Raw genomic sequence first — 18,745 nt, forward strand, 5'->3', positions numbered from 1 at the left:
CCCCTGAAGGGGCGCCCACCTGGGGCTGTCGGCAGGCTGCGGGCTGTCGGCGAGCGGGGGCCGGGGTTCATACCCTCCTCCTCGCGCGGTCGCGCTGCTGCGGGAGGGGGTGGGCGGGAATCTCTGCTCGCAGACTCCGATGCTCTTCAGTAGCTCCGATGGACGTCGTACCGAGCGTGTCGGATCGAGGACGGAGAATCCCGACCGGCACCGACCCGAAGAACAAACAGAACGCGCCCCAAAGGGGCGCGGGGAACTGCGCGAAACCCACGAGCGACGGCACAGGAACGGAGTACGCCCAGCCGGACGAACCTCGGAAGCGCAAGCGAAGGCGACCCGCGGGGAACTGCGCGAAACCACCGAGCGACAGCACAGGAACGGAGTACGCCCAGCCGGACGAACTCGCGGCCACCGTCCTGACGGCCTGCGCAGAAGGCTGTGAACCCGGCTAGTAGCGGTACAACGCCGTGGCCCCGGCCTCGGTGCCGATCGCGATATGGGGGCGGCGGGCCGGGTCCGCCCAGCGCAGCAGATCCGCCATCGCCTGCCGGGGCACCGACACACAGCCCGCCGTCGGACCCGCGCCGTCCACGTGCAGGAAGATCCCCGCGCCCCGGCCCCGTACCGGCCGGTCGTAGTTGAAGGCGACGACGAGCGCGTGGGCGTACTGCGTGCGGTAGTCGGCGAGGCGTTCGGCCTCCGTCGGCCGGCAGTCGGCGGGACGGGGGTCGGTCCAGCGGTTGTACGCGGCCGAGTCGTTGTCCTGGCACCACCAGGAACTGTCGCGCACCGGGCGGTGCGGCATCCGAGTCCCCCCGGGCGGCGGCGCGGTCCCGAAGGCGTAAGGGAGGCCGTACAGCCCGGTCGGGGTGGTGCTGGTGCCCTGCTCGCGGACGCCGCCCTCCACCAGGCCGTTCGCGCCGAACCGGGCGGGCGCGGTCCCGGCGGCCCTCCAGCGACCGCCCCGCCGGTCCCACCAGGTGACGGTGCCCGTGGTGGAGCGGATACCGGGGGCGGTCGCGGTGATGAGCTGGCTGCCGCCGCCGGTGTCCGCCATCAGCGCGGGCAGCGGGAACGGGAGCGGCGCGGCCCCGGCCGGGGCCGCGGGAAGGGCGAGGGCGAGGAGGACGGCGGACACAAGGGCGACGGCACCGGTGCGCATGGCTCAGAACGTACGGGGCGGCGGCTTCGGCGGCAGGTCGGGTGGTCCGTTCAGGCAGGTCGCGGGGGACTGGACCGGGGAGGTGGCGGACCCAGGCCGGGCGGGTCGCGGGGGCCTGGATCGGGGTCCGCCGGGGCTACCCGAGGGCGAGATTGACGAAACATGCGGAAGACTGCATACTCATGCATATCAGCGAATGCACTGTGAGGAGAAAACCCGTGACCGAGCGCGTCGTACTCGCCTACTCAGGCGGCCTGGACACCTCCGTCGCCATCGGCTGGATCGCCGAGGAGACGGGCGCCGAGGTCATCGCCGTCGCCGTGGATGTCGGCCAGGGCGGCGAGGACCTGGACGTCATCCGCAAGCGCGCGCTCGCCTGCGGTGCGGTCGAGGCCGAGGTCGCGGACGCCAAGGACGAGTTCGCCGACGAGTACTGCCTCCCGGCGATCAAGGCCAACGCCCTCTACATGGACCGCTACCCGCTGGTCTCCGCGCTGTCCCGGCCCGCCATCGTCAAGCACCTGGTCGCCGCCGCGAAGAAGCACGGCGCCACCACCGTCGCCCACGGCTGCACCGGCAAGGGCAACGACCAGGTCCGCTTCGAGGCCGGTATCCAGGCCCTCGGCCCCGACCTCAAGTGCATCGCCCCGGTCCGCGACTACGCCATGACCCGCGACAAGGCCATCGCCTTCTGCGAGGAGAACGACCTCCCGATCGCGACCACCAAGAAGTCCCCGTACTCCATCGACCAGAACGTCTTCGGGCGCGCGGTCGAGACGGGCTTCCTGGAGGACATCTGGAACGCGCCGATCGAGGACATCTACGAGTACACGCAGAACCCGGCGCTCACCCGTGAGGCCGACGAGCTCGTCATCACCTTCAAGGAGGGCGTGCCCGTCGCGATCGACGGCAAGCCCGTCAGCGTCCTCCAGGCGATCCAGCAGCTCAACGAGCGCGCGGGTGCCCAGGGCGTCGGCCGGATCGACATGGTCGAGGACCGCCTCGTCGGCATCAAGTCCCGTGAGGTGTACGAGGCGCCGGGCGCGATCGCGCTGATCACCGCGCACCAGGAGCTGGAGAGCGTCACCGTCGAGCGTGAACTCGCCCGCTACAAGCGCCAGGTCGAGCAGCGCTGGGGCGAGATGGTCTACGACGGCCTGTGGTTCTCCCCGCTCAAGCGCGCGCTCGACGGCTTCATCAACGAGGCCAACCAGCATGTCTCCGGCGACATCCGGATGACCCTCCAGGGGGGCAGGGCCGTCGTCACGGGCCGTCGTTCCGAGGAGTCGCTGTACGACTTCAACCTCGCCACCTACGACTCCGGCGACACCTTCGACCAGTCGAAGGCGCAGGGCTTCATCGACATCTTCGCGCTGTCCGCGAAGATCGCCGCCAAGCGGGACCTCGGCTGACCGCCCCCCGCCGGCGCCTCGTCCGCGACTGAGCCCGCCCAGCGGCTCGTCCACGGCCGAGCAGCCTCCCGCCCGCAGCCGGGTCCCGGCCGCGGGTGCCCACCGCCTCCTCGCCGTACCCGGCCGGGAGGCGGTCGCGCATCACCACCGGCCCGGCGGCGCAAGGGTCGCGAAGGCTCTCCGGGAGGGTCCGCAGGTGTGGGTGTCACCCCCTACGATCGCCGTGGATCCGGTAGATCCAGCAGATCCGGTAGGTCGAGCAAGTCAGCAGGACAGCAAGTCAGCAAGTCCAGCGAGTCCAGCAAGCCGAGGAGCAAGTGCAGTGAGCAGCAACAGCGGTGATGTCCGGCTCTGGGGCGCCCGGTTCGCCGACGGCCCCGCCGAGGCCCTGGCGAAACTCTCCGCGTCCGTCCACTTCGACTGGCGGCTCGCCCCTTACGACATCGCCGGGTCCCGGGCCCACGCCCGCGCCCTGCACAAGGCGGAACTCCTCACCGCCGACGAGCTGGAGCGGATGCTCGCCGGACTGGACCAGCTGGAGGCGGATGTCGCGGACGGCTCGTTCACCGGGACCGTCGCCGACGAGGACGTGCACACGGCGCTGGAGCGGGGGCTGCTGGAGCGGCTGGGCCCCGACCTCGGGGGCAAGCTTCGCGCGGGCCGTTCGCGCAACGACCAGATCGCCACCCTCTTCCGGATGTATCTGCGCGACCACGCGCGGATCGTCGGCGCGCTGATCGCGGACCTCCAGGACGCCCTGGTCGGTCTGGCCGAGGCGCACCCGGACGTGGCGATGCCGGGCCGTACGCATCTCCAGCACGCCCAGCCCGTGCTGTTCGCGCACCATGTGCTGGCGCATGTGCAGGCCCTGTCCCGGGACGCGCAGCGGCTGCGGCAGTGGGACGAGCGCACGGCGGTCTCCCCGTACGGTTCCGGGGCGCTCGCGGGGTCGTCGCTCGGGCTCGACCCGGAGGCGGTCGCCCGTGAGCTGGGCTTCGAGCACGGGTCCGTCGCCAACTCGATCGACGGGACCGCGTCCCGGGACTTCGTCGCGGAGTTCGCGTTCATCACCGCGATGATCGGCATCGATCTCTCCCGGATCGCCGAGGAGATCATCATCTGGAACACGAAGGAGTTCTCCTTCGTCACCCTGCACGACGCGTTCTCCACCGGTTCCTCGATCATGCCGCAGAAGAAGAACCCGGACATCGCGGAGCTGGCCCGGGGCAAGAGCGGGCGGCTGATCGGCAATCTGACGGGCCTGCTGGCGACCCTGAAGGCGCTGCCGCTCGCGTACAACCGGGATCTCCAGGAGGACAAGGAGCCGGTCTTCGACTCCTGCGACCAGCTGGAGGTCCTGCTGCCCGCGTTCACCGGGATGATGGCGACGCTCACCGTCAACCGGGAGCGGATGGCCGAGCTGGCCCCCGCCGGGTTCTCGCTGGCGACGGACATCGCCGAGTGGCTGGTCAAGCGGGGTGTGCCGTTCCGGGTGGCGCACGAGGTCGCGGGGGAGTGCGTCAAGGAGTGCGAGGCGCACGGCATCGAGCTGGACGAGCTCAGCGACGAGCAGTTCGCGAAGATCTCCCCGCATCTGACGCCCGACGTCCGGGTGGTCCTCGATGTGTCCGGCGCGCTCGCCGCGCGCAACGGCCGGGGCGGGACCGCGCCGTCCGCTGTCGCCCTCCAGCTCATGGAGACCAAGTTCGACCTCACGGTCCAGCGCGCCTGGGCCGGTGACGCCTCGGGCACCGAGGCCGGGTAGCGGGGCCGGGCGCCGAGTCCGGGTACCCGGGCCGGGCGCCGAGTCCGAGATCACCGCGCGGCGGCCCTGCCGCGCGGTGACAAGGGTCCGTCGATCGTTCGACGGGCCCTTCGCCGTTCCCGCAGCCTTTCCCGGCCCCAGAAAACCTGTGCGTATCTCCCGGTCTGTCCGGTACCTCTGACAATGATGATGTTCGTGGTGACGCCGCTGGTGGGTCTGACCTGGGCATTCACCCCTCGCCTGGGACCTCGACGTTCAGGATGAGACAGTGCTGTCTCACATGGGCTACCCTCGTCTCATGTCAGTCGACCGAGAAGACGTGCTGCGCAGCGCCGCCGCGTTGCTCACCCGCCGGGCCACCGCCACCATGGACGAGGTGGCCAAGGCCGCGGGTATCAGCCGGGCCACCCTGCACCGCCATTTCGCGGGCCGGGACGCGCTGATCCGCGCGCTGGAGGACCTGGGCCTGCGGGAGTTCGAGGCGGCGCTGGACGAGGCGCGGCTGGGTGAGGGCGACGCCCTCGGTGCCCTCCGCCGGCTCGTCGCCGCGGCCGAACCCTCGGCCGGACTGATCGCCTTCCTCGTCACGGAGAACGAGCTCTTCGAGGACGGGCAGAACGAGGGCTGGAACCGGCTCGACGCGCGGATCTGCGCGTTGTTCCGCCGGGGCCAGGAGAGCGGTGAGTTCCGTATCGACCTGAGCACCGTCTGGCTCACCGAGGCGTTCTACGGGCTGCTCGGCTCGGCCGCCTGGGCGGTGTCGAGCGGCCGGCTGGCCCCCAAGGACTTCCACTTCATGCTGGTCGAGCTCCTGCTCGGCGGCGTACGACGGAGCGTGACATCATGATCGGCAGCAAGAACGCGGCACCAGGGGCCCTGGAGCGCGGCCCCGGACGGTGGCTCGCTCTCGCCGTCCTCGTCCTGGCCGTACTGCTCGTCGCGGTCGACGCGACGGTGCTCGGCCTCGCCACCCCGTACATCAGTGAGGACCTCGCGCCCACCGGTACCCAGCTGCTGTGGATCGGTGACGTCTACTCGTTCGTGATCGCCGGTCTGCTGGTCTCGATGGGCAGCCTCGGTGACCGGATCGGCCGTAAGAAGCTGCTGCTCATCGGCGCGGTCGCGTTCGGCGCGGTATCGGTGCTCAACGCGTACGCCAGTACGCCCGAGATGCTGATCCTCGCCCGCGCGCTGCTCGGTGTGGCCGGTGCGACGCTGATGCCGTCCACGCTGGCCCTGATCCGCAACATCTTCCACGACCCGCGTGAGCGCAGTATCGCCATCGGTGTCTGGGGCGCCGCGGCCTCCGCCGGTATGGCCGTCGGGCCCGTGGTCGGCGGGTTCCTGCTCGAACACTTCTGGTGGGGCTCGGTCTTCCTGATCAACCTGCCCGTGATGGCCGTGCTCGTCGTGGTCGGCATCAAGCTGCTGCCGGAGTCGCGCAACCCCGCTCCGGGGCCGTGGGACCTCATCAGTGTCGTGCTGTCGCTGATCGGCATGATCGCCGTCGTCTACGCGATCAAGGAGGCCGCCGCGCACGGCGTGGGTCCCGTGCCGCTGGGCGCCGCCGTGCTCGGTGCCGCCGCCCTGGTCTGGTTCGTGCGCCGTCAGCTGTCGCTGCCCGCTCCGCTGCTGGACATGCGGCTGTTCAAGAACCGGGGTTTCTCCGGCGCGGTCCTCGCGGACCTGCTGACCATCCTCGGTATGGCCGGACTGATCTTCTTCCTGTCCCAGTTCCTCCAGCTGGTCCAGGGACGGCCCCCGCTGGAGGCCGGTCTCGCCGAACTCCCCGCCGCGGTCGGCGCGGTCGCCGCGGGACTGGCCGCCGGTACGGTGGCCCGCCGGTTCTCCGTACGCTCCGTGGTGTCCGCCGGTCTCGCCGCGATCGGTCTGGCGCTGGCCGCGCTGACGGTCCTCCAGCAGTCCACCGGCTATCCGGTGCTCGGCGCGGTGCTGCTGACGGTCGGTATCGGCTCGGGTCTCGCGTTCACGGTCACCGCGGACGTGATCCTCTCCAGCGTGCCCAAGGAGCAGGCGGGGTCCGCCTCGGCGGTCTCCGAGACGGCCTACGAACTCGGCGCGGCGCTCGGTATCGCCCTGCTCGGCTCGATCGTGACGGGTGTGTACCGCGACTTCACGGTCCCGGCCGGGACCCCGCCCGAGGTGGCCGCGGCGGCCCATGAGTCGCTGGGCGGCGCGGTCCACTCCGCGACGGCCCTGCCGCCGCAGACGGCGGACGCCCTGGTGTCGGCGGCGCAGGCGGCCTTCGTGGACGGGATGCGGCTCGCGGCCGGTGTCGGCGCGGTGGTCCTGCTCGCGACCGCGGTCGCCGCCTGGTTCATGCTGCGCGGCCAGCGGCTGGAGAGCGTCGAGGAGCAGCCCGAACGCGAACCCGCGCACCACGCGTGACCCGCGCGCGGGTGACCCGGTGAGGGCGTTCCGTCCGGGACTCCCTCACCGAACACATCTGCGGCCGGGCGAGGATGACGCCGGTCCCCGGCGTTGACGGAACGATCCGGACGGAGGACGGGCCCGGCGTCGACATGACGCCGGGCCCGCCGCGTGTCCGGGCCGCCGGGAGCGTCCTGGCCCGGTGACCGGGCGGCCCCCCGTCCGCTGCGTCCGGCCGATCGGCGTACGCCGACCCGGCTTCGCCCGGTCCCGTCGTCACGCCGGGCGCTGCCCCGGGCGGATACCAACTACCCTTCTCCCTGGGGTGAGTTGTGTCACGGGAACCGTTCGCCGTCGCCCGGCCGTGTCCAGGGTGGGGGTGCGGGGGCGTGCGGGGGCGTATGCGCGGGTCAGGTCCGCGCGGACGGCGCTGCCGCGCCGGGGGACGGGCTTCGGTGGCCGGGGGCGAGAAATTGCCTCGCTCTTGAGATTCCCGGACCAAGCGGTCATTTTAGATCAGGGGTCGTCGTATGGAGGGGGAACCGGAGATGACGATGTCGGTGAAGCCGGGTGGAGCCCGCTTTTCTTGCGGCATGATGGGCTGCTCGTACAGTCGGCGACCGGTTCATTCCAGCCGGTGCGGCCTTTCCTTCGGGCCGTCTGGCATATGCGTGTCCGGGACGGGTCCCGCGTGGCCCGCGGTCATTCGCTGATCTTGTGCGACGGGACCGCAGGCGGGGAAGGGGGACCGGCTCGTGAAGGCACGCCGTTTATTACGCCGTGACGGGGAGAACTCCTTCCCGCCGGCCCTTGTCGCGGCCATCTGTGCCGTACTCGCCGGACTCACCGCCGGACAACTCCTCGGTTCCCGGGCCCTGACCGAAGCCTCCTGGTATTCGGCGATGGCGGGACTTCTGCTCGCCGTCGGGCTCTACGGCAGTACGCATGAGATCGACCCCGGGGAAATCCGGCAGGATCTGCGGGCCCTTGTCTGGACGGTCACCCTCGGCGTCCTGCTCAAGGCCGTACTGATCGCGGGCGTCATGATCGCCGCGTTCCGGGAGCCCGAGTACCTCGTCCTCGGTATCGCCGTGGCACAGATCGACCCGCTGTCGGTCGCCGCGATGAACCGCAGCAGCCGGATGTCGCCGCGCGCCAAGAACCTGCTGTCGGTCTGGGCGTCCTTCGACGACCCGGTCACCGTGCTGCTCACCCTCTACTTCTCCGTCCTCGCCTTCCGGTTCTCCGGCCGCTCCGGTTCTCCGGCCGCCGGACCCGCCGGGGACGGTCTGGCGGCGTACGCCCTGAGCCTCGGCGGGAACCTGCTGCTGTTCGCCGTCGCCGCGGGCCTGTGGTGGGTGCCCCGGCGGCTGTGGCGCCGGGCCCTGGACCGGGAGCGGACCCGGGCGGCGATGCCGCCGCCCGGCCAGGACACCCCGCTCGCCTCGCCGTTCCCGCGCCTGACCGATCTGCTGTGCCTGCTGCTGGTCGCCGCCGTGGTGGCCGTCGCCGCGCAGACCATGCTGATGCTCGCGGTCGCCGTGCTCGGCCTGGTCGTCCGGGTCGGCCGGTACGCGGCCCTCGTCAACCGTTCCGTCGCGGTGGCCTTCTCCGTCGCGGCCTTCGTCCTCGGACTGCTGCTGGTGGACGGGGTGTCCCCCTGGCGCGGCTTCGTGCTGGGGGCCGCCGCGTTCGGCGCGCAGATCCTCATCGGGCTGTTCGCCGTGCCCCGGCTCTTCCCGGACCTCGACCGCGCCGACCGCGTCCAGCTCGGGCTCGGCCAGCAGAACGGCATCACCGCCATCATCCTGGCGCTGGCCCTGGAACCGGACTTCCCGGGCACCGTCGCCGTCGTCGGTCCGGCGATCCTCACCATCAACACCCTGCACTACACGGCCAACGGCGTCTGGCGCCGCCGTCAGGACAAGGCCGACCGGCGTGCTCCCGACGACGAGCCGACGACCCAGCACCACCGGGCTCCGCACCCCGTCCCCGGCGACCCGGCGGGCCGGCACGACGACCCGCGCCCCGGACCCCTCCCGCCCGCCGCCCCGCCCCGCTCCCGTGCCACGGCCCCCGAGCACGGCTGGCGGTTCATCGGCACCACGGACGCCTTCGCCGCCGCCTCCCCGGAGCCCGACGCCCCCGCGGCGCCGACCACGCGTCCCGCTGCGGACCCCGCCTCCCGCCCGGCCGACGACACCACGTGTCCGTAGCCGGCCCACGGGGAGGGGAACGATGAGACACGGGGGACCACGGGCCGTGGCGGGCCTGCCGGTGGCCGCCACCGCCCTGCTGCTGCTCTGCGCGCCGCCCGCGCACACCGACTCCCGGGAGGACGACGTCCACACCGTCCACTGCCTCGCCGACGACCGCCGCGCCGAAGTGGTGTCGGCGGCCGTCCTGCTGGGCACGGCCACCGCCGTGCGCGGTGAGCCCGGCCAGCTGCGCGCGGGCCCCGGCCACGGCCGGGAACTGACCGTCGACCAGTGGGCCGAGCGGCACCGCCCCGACTTCCGCCGGGTGTGCCGCGCCGTCATGACCGCCTCGGGCGACGCCCCGGACAAGGGCGGCGGCGAGAGCCCCGGCGCACTGACGAACGGGCTGCTGCTGGCGGGTGTCGCCGCCGCCTTCACCGTGCTCGGCAGCGGGGTCGAACGCGGCTCGGCCCACCGCCGCCAGCGCGCCGACACGCTCTCCGGCGCGACCCACGCCTACTCCTACGCCGCCGCGCTGTACCTCGCCGACTGGGAGACCGGGGCCGCCACCCCGTACGACGAACTCGGCCGGGCCCGCGCGGAACTGGCGACCGCCCTGCGCGGTGTCCGGGACGGCGGCTCCCGTCGCCGCCGGGCCGTGGCGCTCGCGGAATCCCTGCCGCTGCCGGATGAACTCCCCACCCAGGTACGCGCCGGGGCGGGCGGATTCGTCCGGCGCACCGCACGCGACATGGGCGAGGAGGCCGTCCGCCAGCGGCGGTCGCTCGCCGACGCCGTGGCCCGGGTCGAGCAACTGCACGCGTCATTCCTCGGCTGGCAGGCGCGCCGGGCGGGGCGCGCCGCGACGAGGGCGTGGTCCCGGGTGGGCGTATCGCGCTCCCGGCGGGGGAACCTCACGGGGGAGGAGGACGGCCGATGAGTCCATCCGAGGAGAGCGGTCCGCCGGCGGACGCGCAGCCTGTTTCGTTCAATCCGTTCCGGGTACCCGTCCCCTACTCCCGCGAGGGACTTCCCACCGTCGTCAAGTGGGAGGTCAACGCCCCGCTCGCCGCGTGGCTGGTGCACGGCCACAGCGAACTGTGGGTGCCCGTCGACCACACCGAGGCGCAGTTCGACTGGTTCGTCGAGACGGGTCCCGATCCGGACGTCCTCGCCTACGGGCAGGACCACGGCCATGTCGTCGTCGTGAACGGCGCGCAGGGCACCGGCAAGACCTCGTTGATCAACCGCTGTGTGGACGATCTGGGGCGGCGGCTCGCCCCGCTCGCGCCGGACGGCGTCGCGGCGGCGGCCGGTTACGCGGCGGACCAGCTGCCGGGCGCGGAGAGCGGCCCCACCCTGTGGGTGCCCCGGGGCGGATATCCGGGTGTGGAGATCCTGCCCATCGGTGACTTCCGCAACGTCGACAACGGGTACAGCAGGAACAACGGCAGGAAGACGAGTGTCGAGGAACTGAACCGGAAGATCGCGAAAACCGTGCTCAGGAAACTCGCCATGGACAAGGGATTCGAGCAGGGATTCGATGATCCCCGCAAGGAATCGGAAGACCTCGGTGAGGTGTACGAGGCCATCAGTACGCGACTCGGTCTGATGAACCGTATTCTGCTCGTCATCGTGCCGGACATGATGTGGCTCGGTGACGGGCTCACCACTCAGTTCATCAGTAGTTTCCACACCTATGCGCATCCCTCTGTCGTGTTCTTTCTGGAAACCTCGCACAAGGGGCTCAGGGGAGAACTGGAGAAGGAGTTCAGGGGTGTGTACGAACCGCATTACACGCTGCTTGAGATGAGTTCGGTGAATGCGGAGGACTGGGATATCTTCATCGGGCGGCGTACAGTTGTGAATGGACTTCCGGGGGCCAGCATAGTATTTGCGGATGAAGTCATTCAGAACCGCCCAGAACGGCATCTGTACAGAAATGTCAGAGATTTGCAGGGATTCCTGCACGACATGTCGAGCGAGGCGATCGAGCACCGGGAGAACGCGGTCCGGCTGAACCGGTTGGAACTCGTCAGCCGCCGCCGTGCCGCGCTCAACCTGTCGGCCTTGAAGTTCTGAAGCCGACCGCACGGCCCCCAGGCCCAGGAGGACCACCACGATGAGTCAGACCGACGCCATCTTCGGCAAGGGGAACCCCTTCCCCTTCAGCCCGGTCGTGCAGTTGGGCGGCTTCGCCGACGCGGTGCGCGTGGGCGAACACCGGCCCAAGCGATATCCGACGATCGTCACCGACGCGCTGACCCGCCTGCGACGCCAGGTATCCGACTATCTGGAACGGCCCGAACCGGGCGGCGACCTGGGCCGGGCGATCGCACTCGTGGGTGAGTTCGGCGTCGGCAAGAGTCATATGGCCCGTGAGGTCACCTCCGCGATCCGGGCCGACCACTCGATCCCGCTCTGGGTGATCAATCAGCCGAGCCTCGACCTCAGCGCCGTCTACCGCAATCGCATGCTCGGTCTGAAGGACGACCAGGAGGCCAGCGCGGCCTTCGAACGGGTCGTCTCCACGTACTACGCCAACATCGTCGTGGAACTGCTCAACAGCTCCGACGCGGACGAACTGCACATCGGTCCGCAGCAGCACGAGGTCGTCGCGGGACTCAAGGAGGGCACCTTCGATCCGCGCAAGGTGATCCAGGCGTTCGGAATCGACCGTGAACTGATGCACCGGCATCTCCGGGAACATCTGAGGGTCGCCGTCGACCACCGGCGCTTCGCCGTCGGACTGTCCCTGCTGCTGGAAGGGCCGTTCAAGCAGGACGTGTGGGACTGGCTCGCCGCGAAGGAACCCAGCGCGGCGCTCAAGGAACGCGGCATCACCTCCGCCATCGACACCACCGAAGGCGTCTTCGACGCGCTGTGCGTCCTCAGCTTCCTCTACGGCCGGGTCGGACAGCGTTACGTCCTGGTCATCGACGCGCTGGAAAGCGTGCTCGGCTGGCGCCGCCGTGACTACAGCCAGTTCATGAACGGGTTCGAGAAACTCGTCAACACCTTTGTGAACCAGGACGGTCTGCTGGTCCTGTGCATCCAGCCCGAGCCCTGGAGCCGGATGCCCCAGGGACTGCACGAACGTGTCCTCCAGATCTGGCCCACCGGCCTCACCGGGCCCGAGACCGCCCGCCTGGTCAGCGGCTACCTCCGGGTGGGCGCGGCCCGCGCCGGCACACCCGCCGGGCCCGGCGCGGCGGCGGGCACCGGCCCCGTCGAGGAGCGCCCCGACACCTCCGGGCGCCCCGCCGACTACGACACCGTCGTGCCCCCCACCGACGACGAGACCGGTGAGATCGTCCTCGGGCCGTTCGAACCGGACGCCGTCGACGAGATCGCGGAACTGTCCAACGGCATCCCCCGCGAGATCCTCAGGATCTGCCGCCGCTCCTGGAAACGCGTCAAGAAGGAGGCGACCGCCGCGCGCGGGCGGACCGCCCTGGAGCCCGCCCGCGCGCAAGCCCCCGCCACCCCCGTCATCGACGTCCCCCGGGTCCACACCGCCGTACGGCGGATGTACGAACAGCGGTCCCACTCGGACGTCCTGCTGGCCGTGGAACGCGCGCTCGCGGCCGGGCAGTGGCGCCGGGAGGCACCCCCACCGGAACTCGGCGATCCGCCCGAGCCGGCCACCCGGGACATCGCCTACTGGGTACGGGTGGGCGCCGGCGGGGCACTGGGCGTACTGCCGTTCACCTCCGTGCTGGAGCACGCCGAGATCGAACGGATCGGCCGGATCACCCGGGCCGCGCACCGGGCGTTCCCCCGCGGGGAGTGCGAGATCCTCGTCGTCGTCAACGGCTATGTGTCCCGGCGGATGCGCGACCGGGTCGCGGAGGTCACCCGCACCTCACCCGTCGTCGTCACCGACCCCGACTTCACCGAACGCCTCGACCGCTCCCTCGAACTGCTCGCCGCCCGGCTGGAGGCCGCCCAGCGCGAATCGACCCTCGACCAGGTGCGCGCCCGGCTGACCCGGGTCACCGAGCACCAGAGCGGGGTCCTGGAACGCATCGAGCGGCTCGACACCCGGCTGGACCGCCTCGCGCACACCCAGACCCTCCAGCCGCCCGCCCGCGCCGAGAGCCCCCGGCTGCCGCTGACCGTCGCCCGGCTGTTCGCCGAGGCGTCCGGCACCCTGGAACGGCTCCTCGACCGGCCCGCCGATCTGCGGGAGGCGCTCGGCGTCGACAGCAGCGGGATGGCCGAACCCGGCGGACGGCCCCGCCGGGTCACCTTCTCCGCGCCGCAGTTCGAGGCGATCGGCCTGGCCACCCTGCTGGGGATGCTGCTGGACACGTTCCACGACAGTGTCGGCGACTGGATCGCCACGGTCACCGCCGACCGCGAGGGCGGCCTCACCGAGGACCAGCGCAACAGCCTCTTCGTCATGTGCCGCAGCTTCGAGATCACCCTGGAGGTGCTGCCCGAGCTGCGGCCCGACGCCCTGCCCGGCGCCCCGGGGAAGGGCGCCGGCACCCGCGAGGTGCGGCGCGCCCAGGTCACCGAGACACTGAGCACCCTCGCGGAACGCGTGCAGCAGACCGTGATCCAGCTCACTGACGGCGGGAACGGGGGCGTGGGATCGGCTGCGGGAGCTCGGTGAGCAGTTCCCGTATCCGCCGCTCGGCGTTGTCGACCTGGTGCTGGTCGAGGGTGACCCCGCACACGAAGTCGCCGTTGTGCCCGTTCGGCAGCCAGTGGAAGTAGATCGCGCCCTCCTGGACGTCCAGCACGAGCCGGGTCATCGGCTCCCGGCTCACCGGCTGGAGGAGGTTGCGCAACTGCGCGATGGTGTCCCGCAGCTGGTCGGCGGTGTCCCGGTACTTGCGCCGCCGGGTCGCGGGATCGATGTTCAGGAAACGCACCCCGATCGTGGGGTCCTCGAACGCGTCACCGACACAGACCAGGTTCCAGTTGGCGAACAGGGCCGCGTACTGGAGATCCACCGGGTTCAGGAAGCGGTGCCAGATCCCGCGCAGCCGGGCCACCTGCGGCTCGTCCATCTGACGCCCGGCCGTGAAGTGCAGCCGCTCGCCGCCGCTCAGCCGGTGGTACGGCTTGTCCAGCCCGCCCGGGTGCTCCTCCGACAGGGACAGCAGATCGACCCGGATGTCGGTGATCAGCGCGTTCAGCGCCTCGTCCATCGGGGGGACCCCGGCACCGTCCAGGGTGACGCCGACGATGTGCTGCGCGGCCTTGACCCGTCCGCAGTACAGCCCGCCGGTGGGGGTCTCGACCACCATCCGCATCAGCGCACCGGTCAGCAGCGGGTCCAGCGTCTTCTCGAACTGCTGCATGCTCAGCACCAGTTGGGCCCCCGAGCGGCCCTCCCGTTCGATCTCCAGATCCCCGGCCCGGCCCCCGGGCAGCGGCGCCACCCCTGCCGGGCGCAGCGAGAAGTCCACGACCCCGTTGCTGAAGTGGCTCAGGGAACGCAGATCGGGGCAGGTGGCCGCCACCTGCTCGCTCAGCTCGTTGATCAGCCCGAACCGCTGCGCGGACCAGTGCTCCGCGTACAGCCTGTCGATCGCGATCAGCCGCTCCTGGTCCGGACGCATGTCGCCGCTCAAGTCCCGTCACTCCCCTGTGCTCTCACGTCCGTGGCCCGGCCCCGTACTCGCGGGGCGTGCCGTGGGTCCCGCCGCCCGCCGCCGTCACACATCGGACATCTCCAGATCGATGTCCCCGCGCGGGGCGCCGCCGGCCCCCGGTGTCCCCTGGCCGGTCCGGGCCAGGGAGTCCAGGAGATTGGCGGCGACCAGCGCCCGGTCCGGGTGTTCGCCCAGCCCGATCTCGTCGTAGCCGTCCAGGGCCAGCTCCTCCAGCCGTACGGCCTCGTCCGGGTCGTTCAGCGCGATGTGGACGTTCCCCAGGCACGACAGCGCGGTCAGCGTCCACGGATGGGTCGGCCCGAGCCGCGCGTTCAGTTCCTCATGGGCGGCCAGGGCCCCCTCCAGGGCCTGCTCGGGACGTCCGGCGGAGCGGTGGTGCGTGGCGAGCTGCATCTGGCCGAGCTGGGTGAACGGATGGTCCGTGCCCACCAGGGTCCGCAGCAGTTCCACGCACCGCGCCGACTGCTCCGCCGCCGCCTCGTGCTCGCCGAGCGCGTGCAGATCGCCCGCCAGGCTGAACCGTGAGCGCAGGGTGACCGGGCTGGTCGGGCCGAGGAACCGCATACAGTCCGCGAGGACCCGGCCGTCGCGCTCCCGGGCGCCCCGGGGGTTGCCGAGCCGCCGTTCGCTCACCGCGAGCCCGGTCTCCGTGACGGCCCGCTCGCTGAAGGTGGCGCTCGCGCCGCCGGGCCCCGCGAGATACTCCTTCAGCAGGTCGAACGACTCCCGGTGCTGCCCCAGCACCCGGTGCGCGGAGGCGAGGGTGATGACCACCCCCCAGGCGCGTTCGTCGTCGGGACCGCCGATCGCCCGGCGCCGTCCCAGCTGGTCCTGGAGCCGGTCGAGGGCCTGCGCGGCGTTGCCCGTCAGCAGCTCGCTCACCGCGAGGTTGTGCTCGACCTGCGCGGTGAGCAGGTGCTCCGGCCCCAGGATCTCCCGCAGACCCCGCACCACGGAACGGCCCTGGGCGAGCGCGTCCGCGAAGTGGCCGTCCGCCCGCAGGATCGCCCCGTACGCGTCGAGGGACAGCAGGGTGCGCGGATGGTGCGGGCCGAACGCGGCACGGTAGCCGCGCAGGGCGGTCCGGGCGTGCCGGGACGCCTCCGCGTACCGGCCGAGCAGCCGCAGCGCGGCGGCCATCACCTGGTGCAGCCGCAGCAGTTCGGCGGACGAACCGGACGTCCGCCAGTGCGCCTCGGCGCTCGCCCCGAGCTCCAGCACCTCCCGCAGCCGCAATTCGTCGCGGGTCCGCGCCAGGGTCAGCAGATGCTCGATGAGCCGCTGGCGCACCTCCGGCTGGTCGTCCTCCCAGAACCGCAGCGCGGTCAGCTGACGGGCCAGCTGGTCGCTCGCCTCGGCCGTGGGCCGGCCCGGCGGCCCGCCGAAGGAGTACTCGGCGATGGCCGCGCGCAGCTCGATCTCGCGGGCCGCACGGGTGGCGCCCATCCGCTCCAGGACGGTGTCACGGAGCACCTGGTGCTGGCGCACCGGGCGGTCCGGGCGGGCGAAGTCCACCTCGACGAGTCCGTAGCGGGCCATCGTCCACAGCGCCACGTCGACCATATGGGCGTCACTGACCAGGGAACTGAGCCTGGTGTGGTCGGCGGGCCCGTCGCGGTCCGTGGTGTGCCGGGCGATCGCCGCGCGCATCTGCTGCGAGCGCAGCAGAGGCAGGCTCGCGCCCGACTCGGTGAGCAGCGCGCAGCACTCCAGCAGCCACACCATCACCGAGCTGTCGCCGCGCTCCTGGCTCCACGCCTCGGCCCCCGGTGAACGCCGCAGGGAGGCGAGGGCGACCTCCAGCATCACCCGGGCCAGCGGCACCGAGCGGTGCTCCTGGAGCAGCCGGTCCTGCTCCGCCGTGAACTCGACGTTGAACTGCCCCGCGGCCTCCTTGACGGCCGCCGCCCGGGGCCGGTTCAGGGCCATCACCCGGGTGGCCGCGTCCTCCAGCCACGCCGCGGCCAGCCGGACCATCAGCGGTACATGCCCGACGGCGGCGCTCACGTCCCCGGCGTCCTTCGTGGACAGCCCCCGCACGGCCCTCGTGAGCAGGGCGCGGCTCTCCTCCCGGGAGAACGGCGGCACCTCCACGAGATGGCCGCCGTGCGGCCCCTCCGTGGGCCGGGTGGTGACCAGGACATGGCCGCCGTCGGCGTTGCCCGGGGCGAGCCGGGGGTCCGCGAGCAGCGCCGGGTCCCGGACGTCGTCGTAGACGAGGAGCCAGCTGCCGTGGTCCCGGGCCCGCAGATGCGCGAGCACCGTGGCGGGCACATCGCCCACGGTCGGCAGCCCGAGGCGTTCCGCGAGCCGGGTCAGACCGCGCCGGACCGCCCCCGCGGTGTCGGCGCGCACCCACCACACGATGTCGTAGTCCCCGCTGAAGCGGTGGCAGTACTCCATGGCGGTCTGGCTCTTGCCGATACCGGGCGGCCCCATCAGCACACAGCGGGTGCGGGTTACGGCGGCCGTCGCGAGCGCGCCGCGCAGCTTCTCGAACACCGGGTCCCGCCCGATGAAGGCCAGGTTGCGGGGGCGCAGATTGGTGTACGGGGGCAGCCGGGGGAAGCGGCTCACCGCGCCCGGCAGTTCCCCGCCGGACGGCAGATGCAGACCGCGCCGCAGGGCGCGCAGCGCCTCCGGTTCGGTCAGCCTGCGCAGCACCACCTGCTCATGGTGGGACAGCCCGCGCGGCAGGGGCTCGGCGTCGACCAGCACCATCCGGATGTCGGGGTGCGACAGCGCGGCGAGGGCGTCGGCCTGCTCCGGGGTGACACCGATGGGGGAGAGGGCCAGCAGCATCGAGCCCTGGCCCGGGGCCTCCCCGGTGAACCTGTCGAACCCGGAGCTGTTGACCCGCACCCCCGAGGACTCCAGCTGCGCCTCGATCCACTCGGCCCACGCGATGTGCCGGGGGGTGTGCAGCAGGGTCACCTCGCTCAGCCGCGCCGGGCGGGAGCGGGCGAGTTCGGCGGCGAGCCGGACGAACCGGGGGCGCAGCCCCTCCTGGGTCCCGGGCGGTTCCGCCCCGACGGCCAGTACGTCGGACTCGGTGTACTGGGGGTCGTAGGGGAACTCCACGTAGTGGGCGCCGGGGCCGTCGCTGAGGTCCTCGAAGCAGTCCCGGATCAGGGCCCGCGAGGTGCGCAGCTGGTCGTTGGCGCGGCTGTCGGCCTTCAGCCCCACCGCCAGCACACCGATCCGGTCGGTGGCGCGCCTGCGCAGGTCGCGGGCGAGCGCGGCGGCGCCCTCGATCAGCCAGGAGCTGAGGGTGAAGCAGGTGACCAGCACATGCGGCAGCGGGGCGAGCGCCGCGCGTTCCCGGGGTCCGCGCGGGGCGGGCGCGTCGATGAGGATCTCGTCGTAGCGCTCGAAGTACGGGTGCCCCGGGGTGAGGCCGGGGTCCCGCCCGAACAGCGACGCGAGCGTGCGGACATCGGCGACCGCGAGCGTCGACAGCTGAAGGCCGCAGCCGTGCGCCCGCAGATCCCACACACTCGGCCGGCGCACCCCCGTACCCGGGATGTCGGGGGCGCCCGTGTCCCGGGGCGGCCGGTCGGTCAGCGCGCCGAGATACCGCGACGCCCGTACCCCGGTGCCCTGGACCTCCACGATCAGCACCCGCCGCCCCGACTCGGCGAGGATCAGGGCGGCGTTCAGGAGGGTGGTGGTCTGACCGATGTTCTCCGCCGCCGAACAGAAAAGCGTCACACGTGAACGGGATTCCCGGTCTTCCTGGGCGGTCATTGTCGCTCCACTTCTGGGCCGCTCCTTCGTCCCGGCTGCTCGGCGGCCGGATAACGCGCGGGTCCGGGGTCATCGGGGGTTGCCGGGAAACTCACCGTCCAGGACGCTAATGGAATCCTTGTAGTCCGCGGCGAAGGTACGGTCCGGCGCGTGCGCGGCTTCATGAAGTCTGCGCAGCACACAGCCGAGTGCCGAATCGGGCAGCCGTGCCACATCGTCGAATGTCAGCTCGGACAGGTTCACCAGCAGGGAATCGAGATCGTCGAGCATCTTGGCCGGATCGGCCATGTCGGGATCGCCCACCCTTCTCGCACGGGGAAGAACACGGCACGCGGAGCAGCGGAGCAACCAGGGTAAGCCCGGACGGGGCGGATCAAGTGCCTTATGGCGAAGGGGATTCATCGTAGCCAACCGCCCGGCCCGGCGGCCAGCCGACGCCC

General features: G+C 71.7%; 12 protein-coding genes. 8 read left to right on the forward strand and 4 right to left on the reverse strand.

Going from position 1 to position 18,745, the window contains the following annotated elements; all coding sequences use genetic code 11:
- Window positions 1–448: 448 nt before the first annotated feature.
- Window positions 449–1,162 (reverse strand): L,D-transpeptidase family protein, encoded by a 714-nt coding sequence (locus tag OG711_RS31845; protein WP_329561979.1) that lies wholly within the window; start codon window positions 1,160–1,162, stop codon window positions 449–451.
- Between the two features lie 218 nt (window positions 1,163–1,380).
- Here OG711_RS31845 and OG711_RS31850 point away from each other — a divergent pair, with 218 nt between their 5' ends.
- The 8 genes from OG711_RS31850 to OG711_RS31885 all read left to right on the forward strand — a co-directional run bounded on the left by OG711_RS31850 (window position 1,381) and on the right by OG711_RS31885 (window position 13,549).
- Window positions 1,381–2,574, forward strand: coding sequence for an argininosuccinate synthase (locus OG711_RS31850; protein WP_073792175.1), 1,194 nt, complete (start codon window positions 1,381–1,383; stop codon window positions 2,572–2,574).
- Between the two features lie 322 nt (window positions 2,575–2,896).
- A complete protein-coding gene (gene argH / locus OG711_RS31855; RefSeq protein ID WP_329561981.1) occupies window positions 2,897–4,339 on the forward strand; it encodes an argininosuccinate lyase in 1,443 nt (480 codons plus the stop codon).
- A gap of 298 nt (window positions 4,340–4,637) precedes the next feature.
- A complete protein-coding gene (locus OG711_RS31860; RefSeq protein WP_073792173.1) occupies window positions 4,638–5,186 on the forward strand; it encodes a TetR/AcrR family transcriptional regulator in 549 nt (182 codons plus the stop codon).
- Window positions 5,183–6,748 (forward strand): MFS transporter, encoded by a 1,566-nt coding sequence (locus OG711_RS31865; protein ID WP_073792172.1) that lies wholly within the window; start codon window positions 5,183–5,185, stop codon window positions 6,746–6,748. Before OG711_RS31860 ends, OG711_RS31865 begins: the two co-directional genes overlap by 4 nt.
- A gap of 737 nt (window positions 6,749–7,485) precedes the next feature.
- Window positions 7,486–8,946 carry a cation:proton antiporter family protein gene (locus OG711_RS31870; RefSeq protein ID WP_329561985.1) on the forward strand — a complete coding sequence of 487 codons (1,461 nt, stop codon included), beginning with the start codon at window positions 7,486–7,488 and terminating at the stop codon, window positions 8,944–8,946.
- Window positions 8,947–8,968: 22 nt separating this feature from the next.
- A complete protein-coding gene (locus tag OG711_RS31875; protein WP_266513381.1) occupies window positions 8,969–9,868 on the forward strand; it encodes a hypothetical protein in 900 nt (299 codons plus the stop codon).
- Window positions 9,865–11,010, forward strand: coding sequence for a hypothetical protein (locus OG711_RS31880; RefSeq protein ID WP_073792169.1), 1,146 nt, complete (start codon window positions 9,865–9,867; stop codon window positions 11,008–11,010). The genes OG711_RS31875 and OG711_RS31880 overlap by 4 nt, the downstream gene beginning before the upstream one ends.
- Before the next feature lie 40 nt (window positions 11,011–11,050).
- Window positions 11,051–13,549: a serine/threonine-protein kinase gene (locus OG711_RS31885; protein WP_073792168.1), complete on the forward strand. Its 2,499-nt coding sequence runs from the start codon at window positions 11,051–11,053 to the stop codon at window positions 13,547–13,549.
- On the opposite strand, the gene OG711_RS31890 is transcribed toward OG711_RS31885, so the two are convergent.
- From OG711_RS31890 to OG711_RS31900, 3 genes are all read right to left on the reverse strand, one after another.
- Window positions 13,500–14,516 carry a hypothetical protein gene (locus tag OG711_RS31890; RefSeq protein WP_266513374.1) on the reverse strand — a complete coding sequence of 339 codons (1,017 nt, stop codon included), beginning with the start codon at window positions 14,514–14,516 and terminating at the stop codon, window positions 13,500–13,502. The genes OG711_RS31885 and OG711_RS31890 overlap by 50 nt on opposite strands.
- Window positions 14,517–14,600: 84 nt before the next feature.
- Window positions 14,601–18,269: an FxSxx-COOH system tetratricopeptide repeat protein gene (fxsT, locus tag OG711_RS31895; RefSeq protein ID WP_329561988.1), complete on the reverse strand. Its 3,669-nt coding sequence runs from the start codon at window positions 18,267–18,269 to the stop codon at window positions 14,601–14,603.
- Window positions 18,270–18,374: 105 nt separating this feature from the next.
- A complete protein-coding gene (locus tag OG711_RS31900) occupies window positions 18,375–18,608 on the reverse strand; it encodes a hypothetical protein (protein ID WP_143201266.1) in 234 nt (77 codons plus the stop codon).
- Window positions 18,609–18,745: the final 137 nt, after the last annotated feature.

Source organism: Streptomyces uncialis (assembly GCF_036250755.1).
Classification (GTDB): Bacteria; Actinomycetota; Actinomycetes; order Streptomycetales; family Streptomycetaceae; genus Streptomyces; species Streptomyces uncialis.

Bases quoted from the DNA above. Each gene is read 5' to 3' on its own strand.
- OG711_RS31880 (WP_073792169.1), top strand. From the start codon at position 9,865: ATGAGTCCATCCGAGGAGAGCGGTCCGCCGGCGGACGCGCAGCCTGTT.
- OG711_RS31875 (WP_266513381.1), top strand. From the start codon at position 8,969: ATGAGACACGGGGGACCACGGGCCGTGGCGGGCCTGCCGGTGGCCGCC.
- OG711_RS31860 (WP_073792173.1), top strand. From the start codon at position 4,638: ATGTCAGTCGACCGAGAAGACGTGCTGCGCAGCGCCGCCGCGTTGCTC.
- OG711_RS31885 (WP_073792168.1), top strand. From the start codon at position 11,051: ATGAGTCAGACCGACGCCATCTTCGGCAAGGGGAACCCCTTCCCCTTC.
- OG711_RS31865 (WP_073792172.1), top strand. From the start codon at position 5,183: ATGATCGGCAGCAAGAACGCGGCACCAGGGGCCCTGGAGCGCGGCCCC.
- OG711_RS31845 (WP_329561979.1), bottom strand. From the start codon at position 1,162: ATGCGCACCGGTGCCGTCGCCCTTGTGTCCGCCGTCCTCCTCGCCCTC.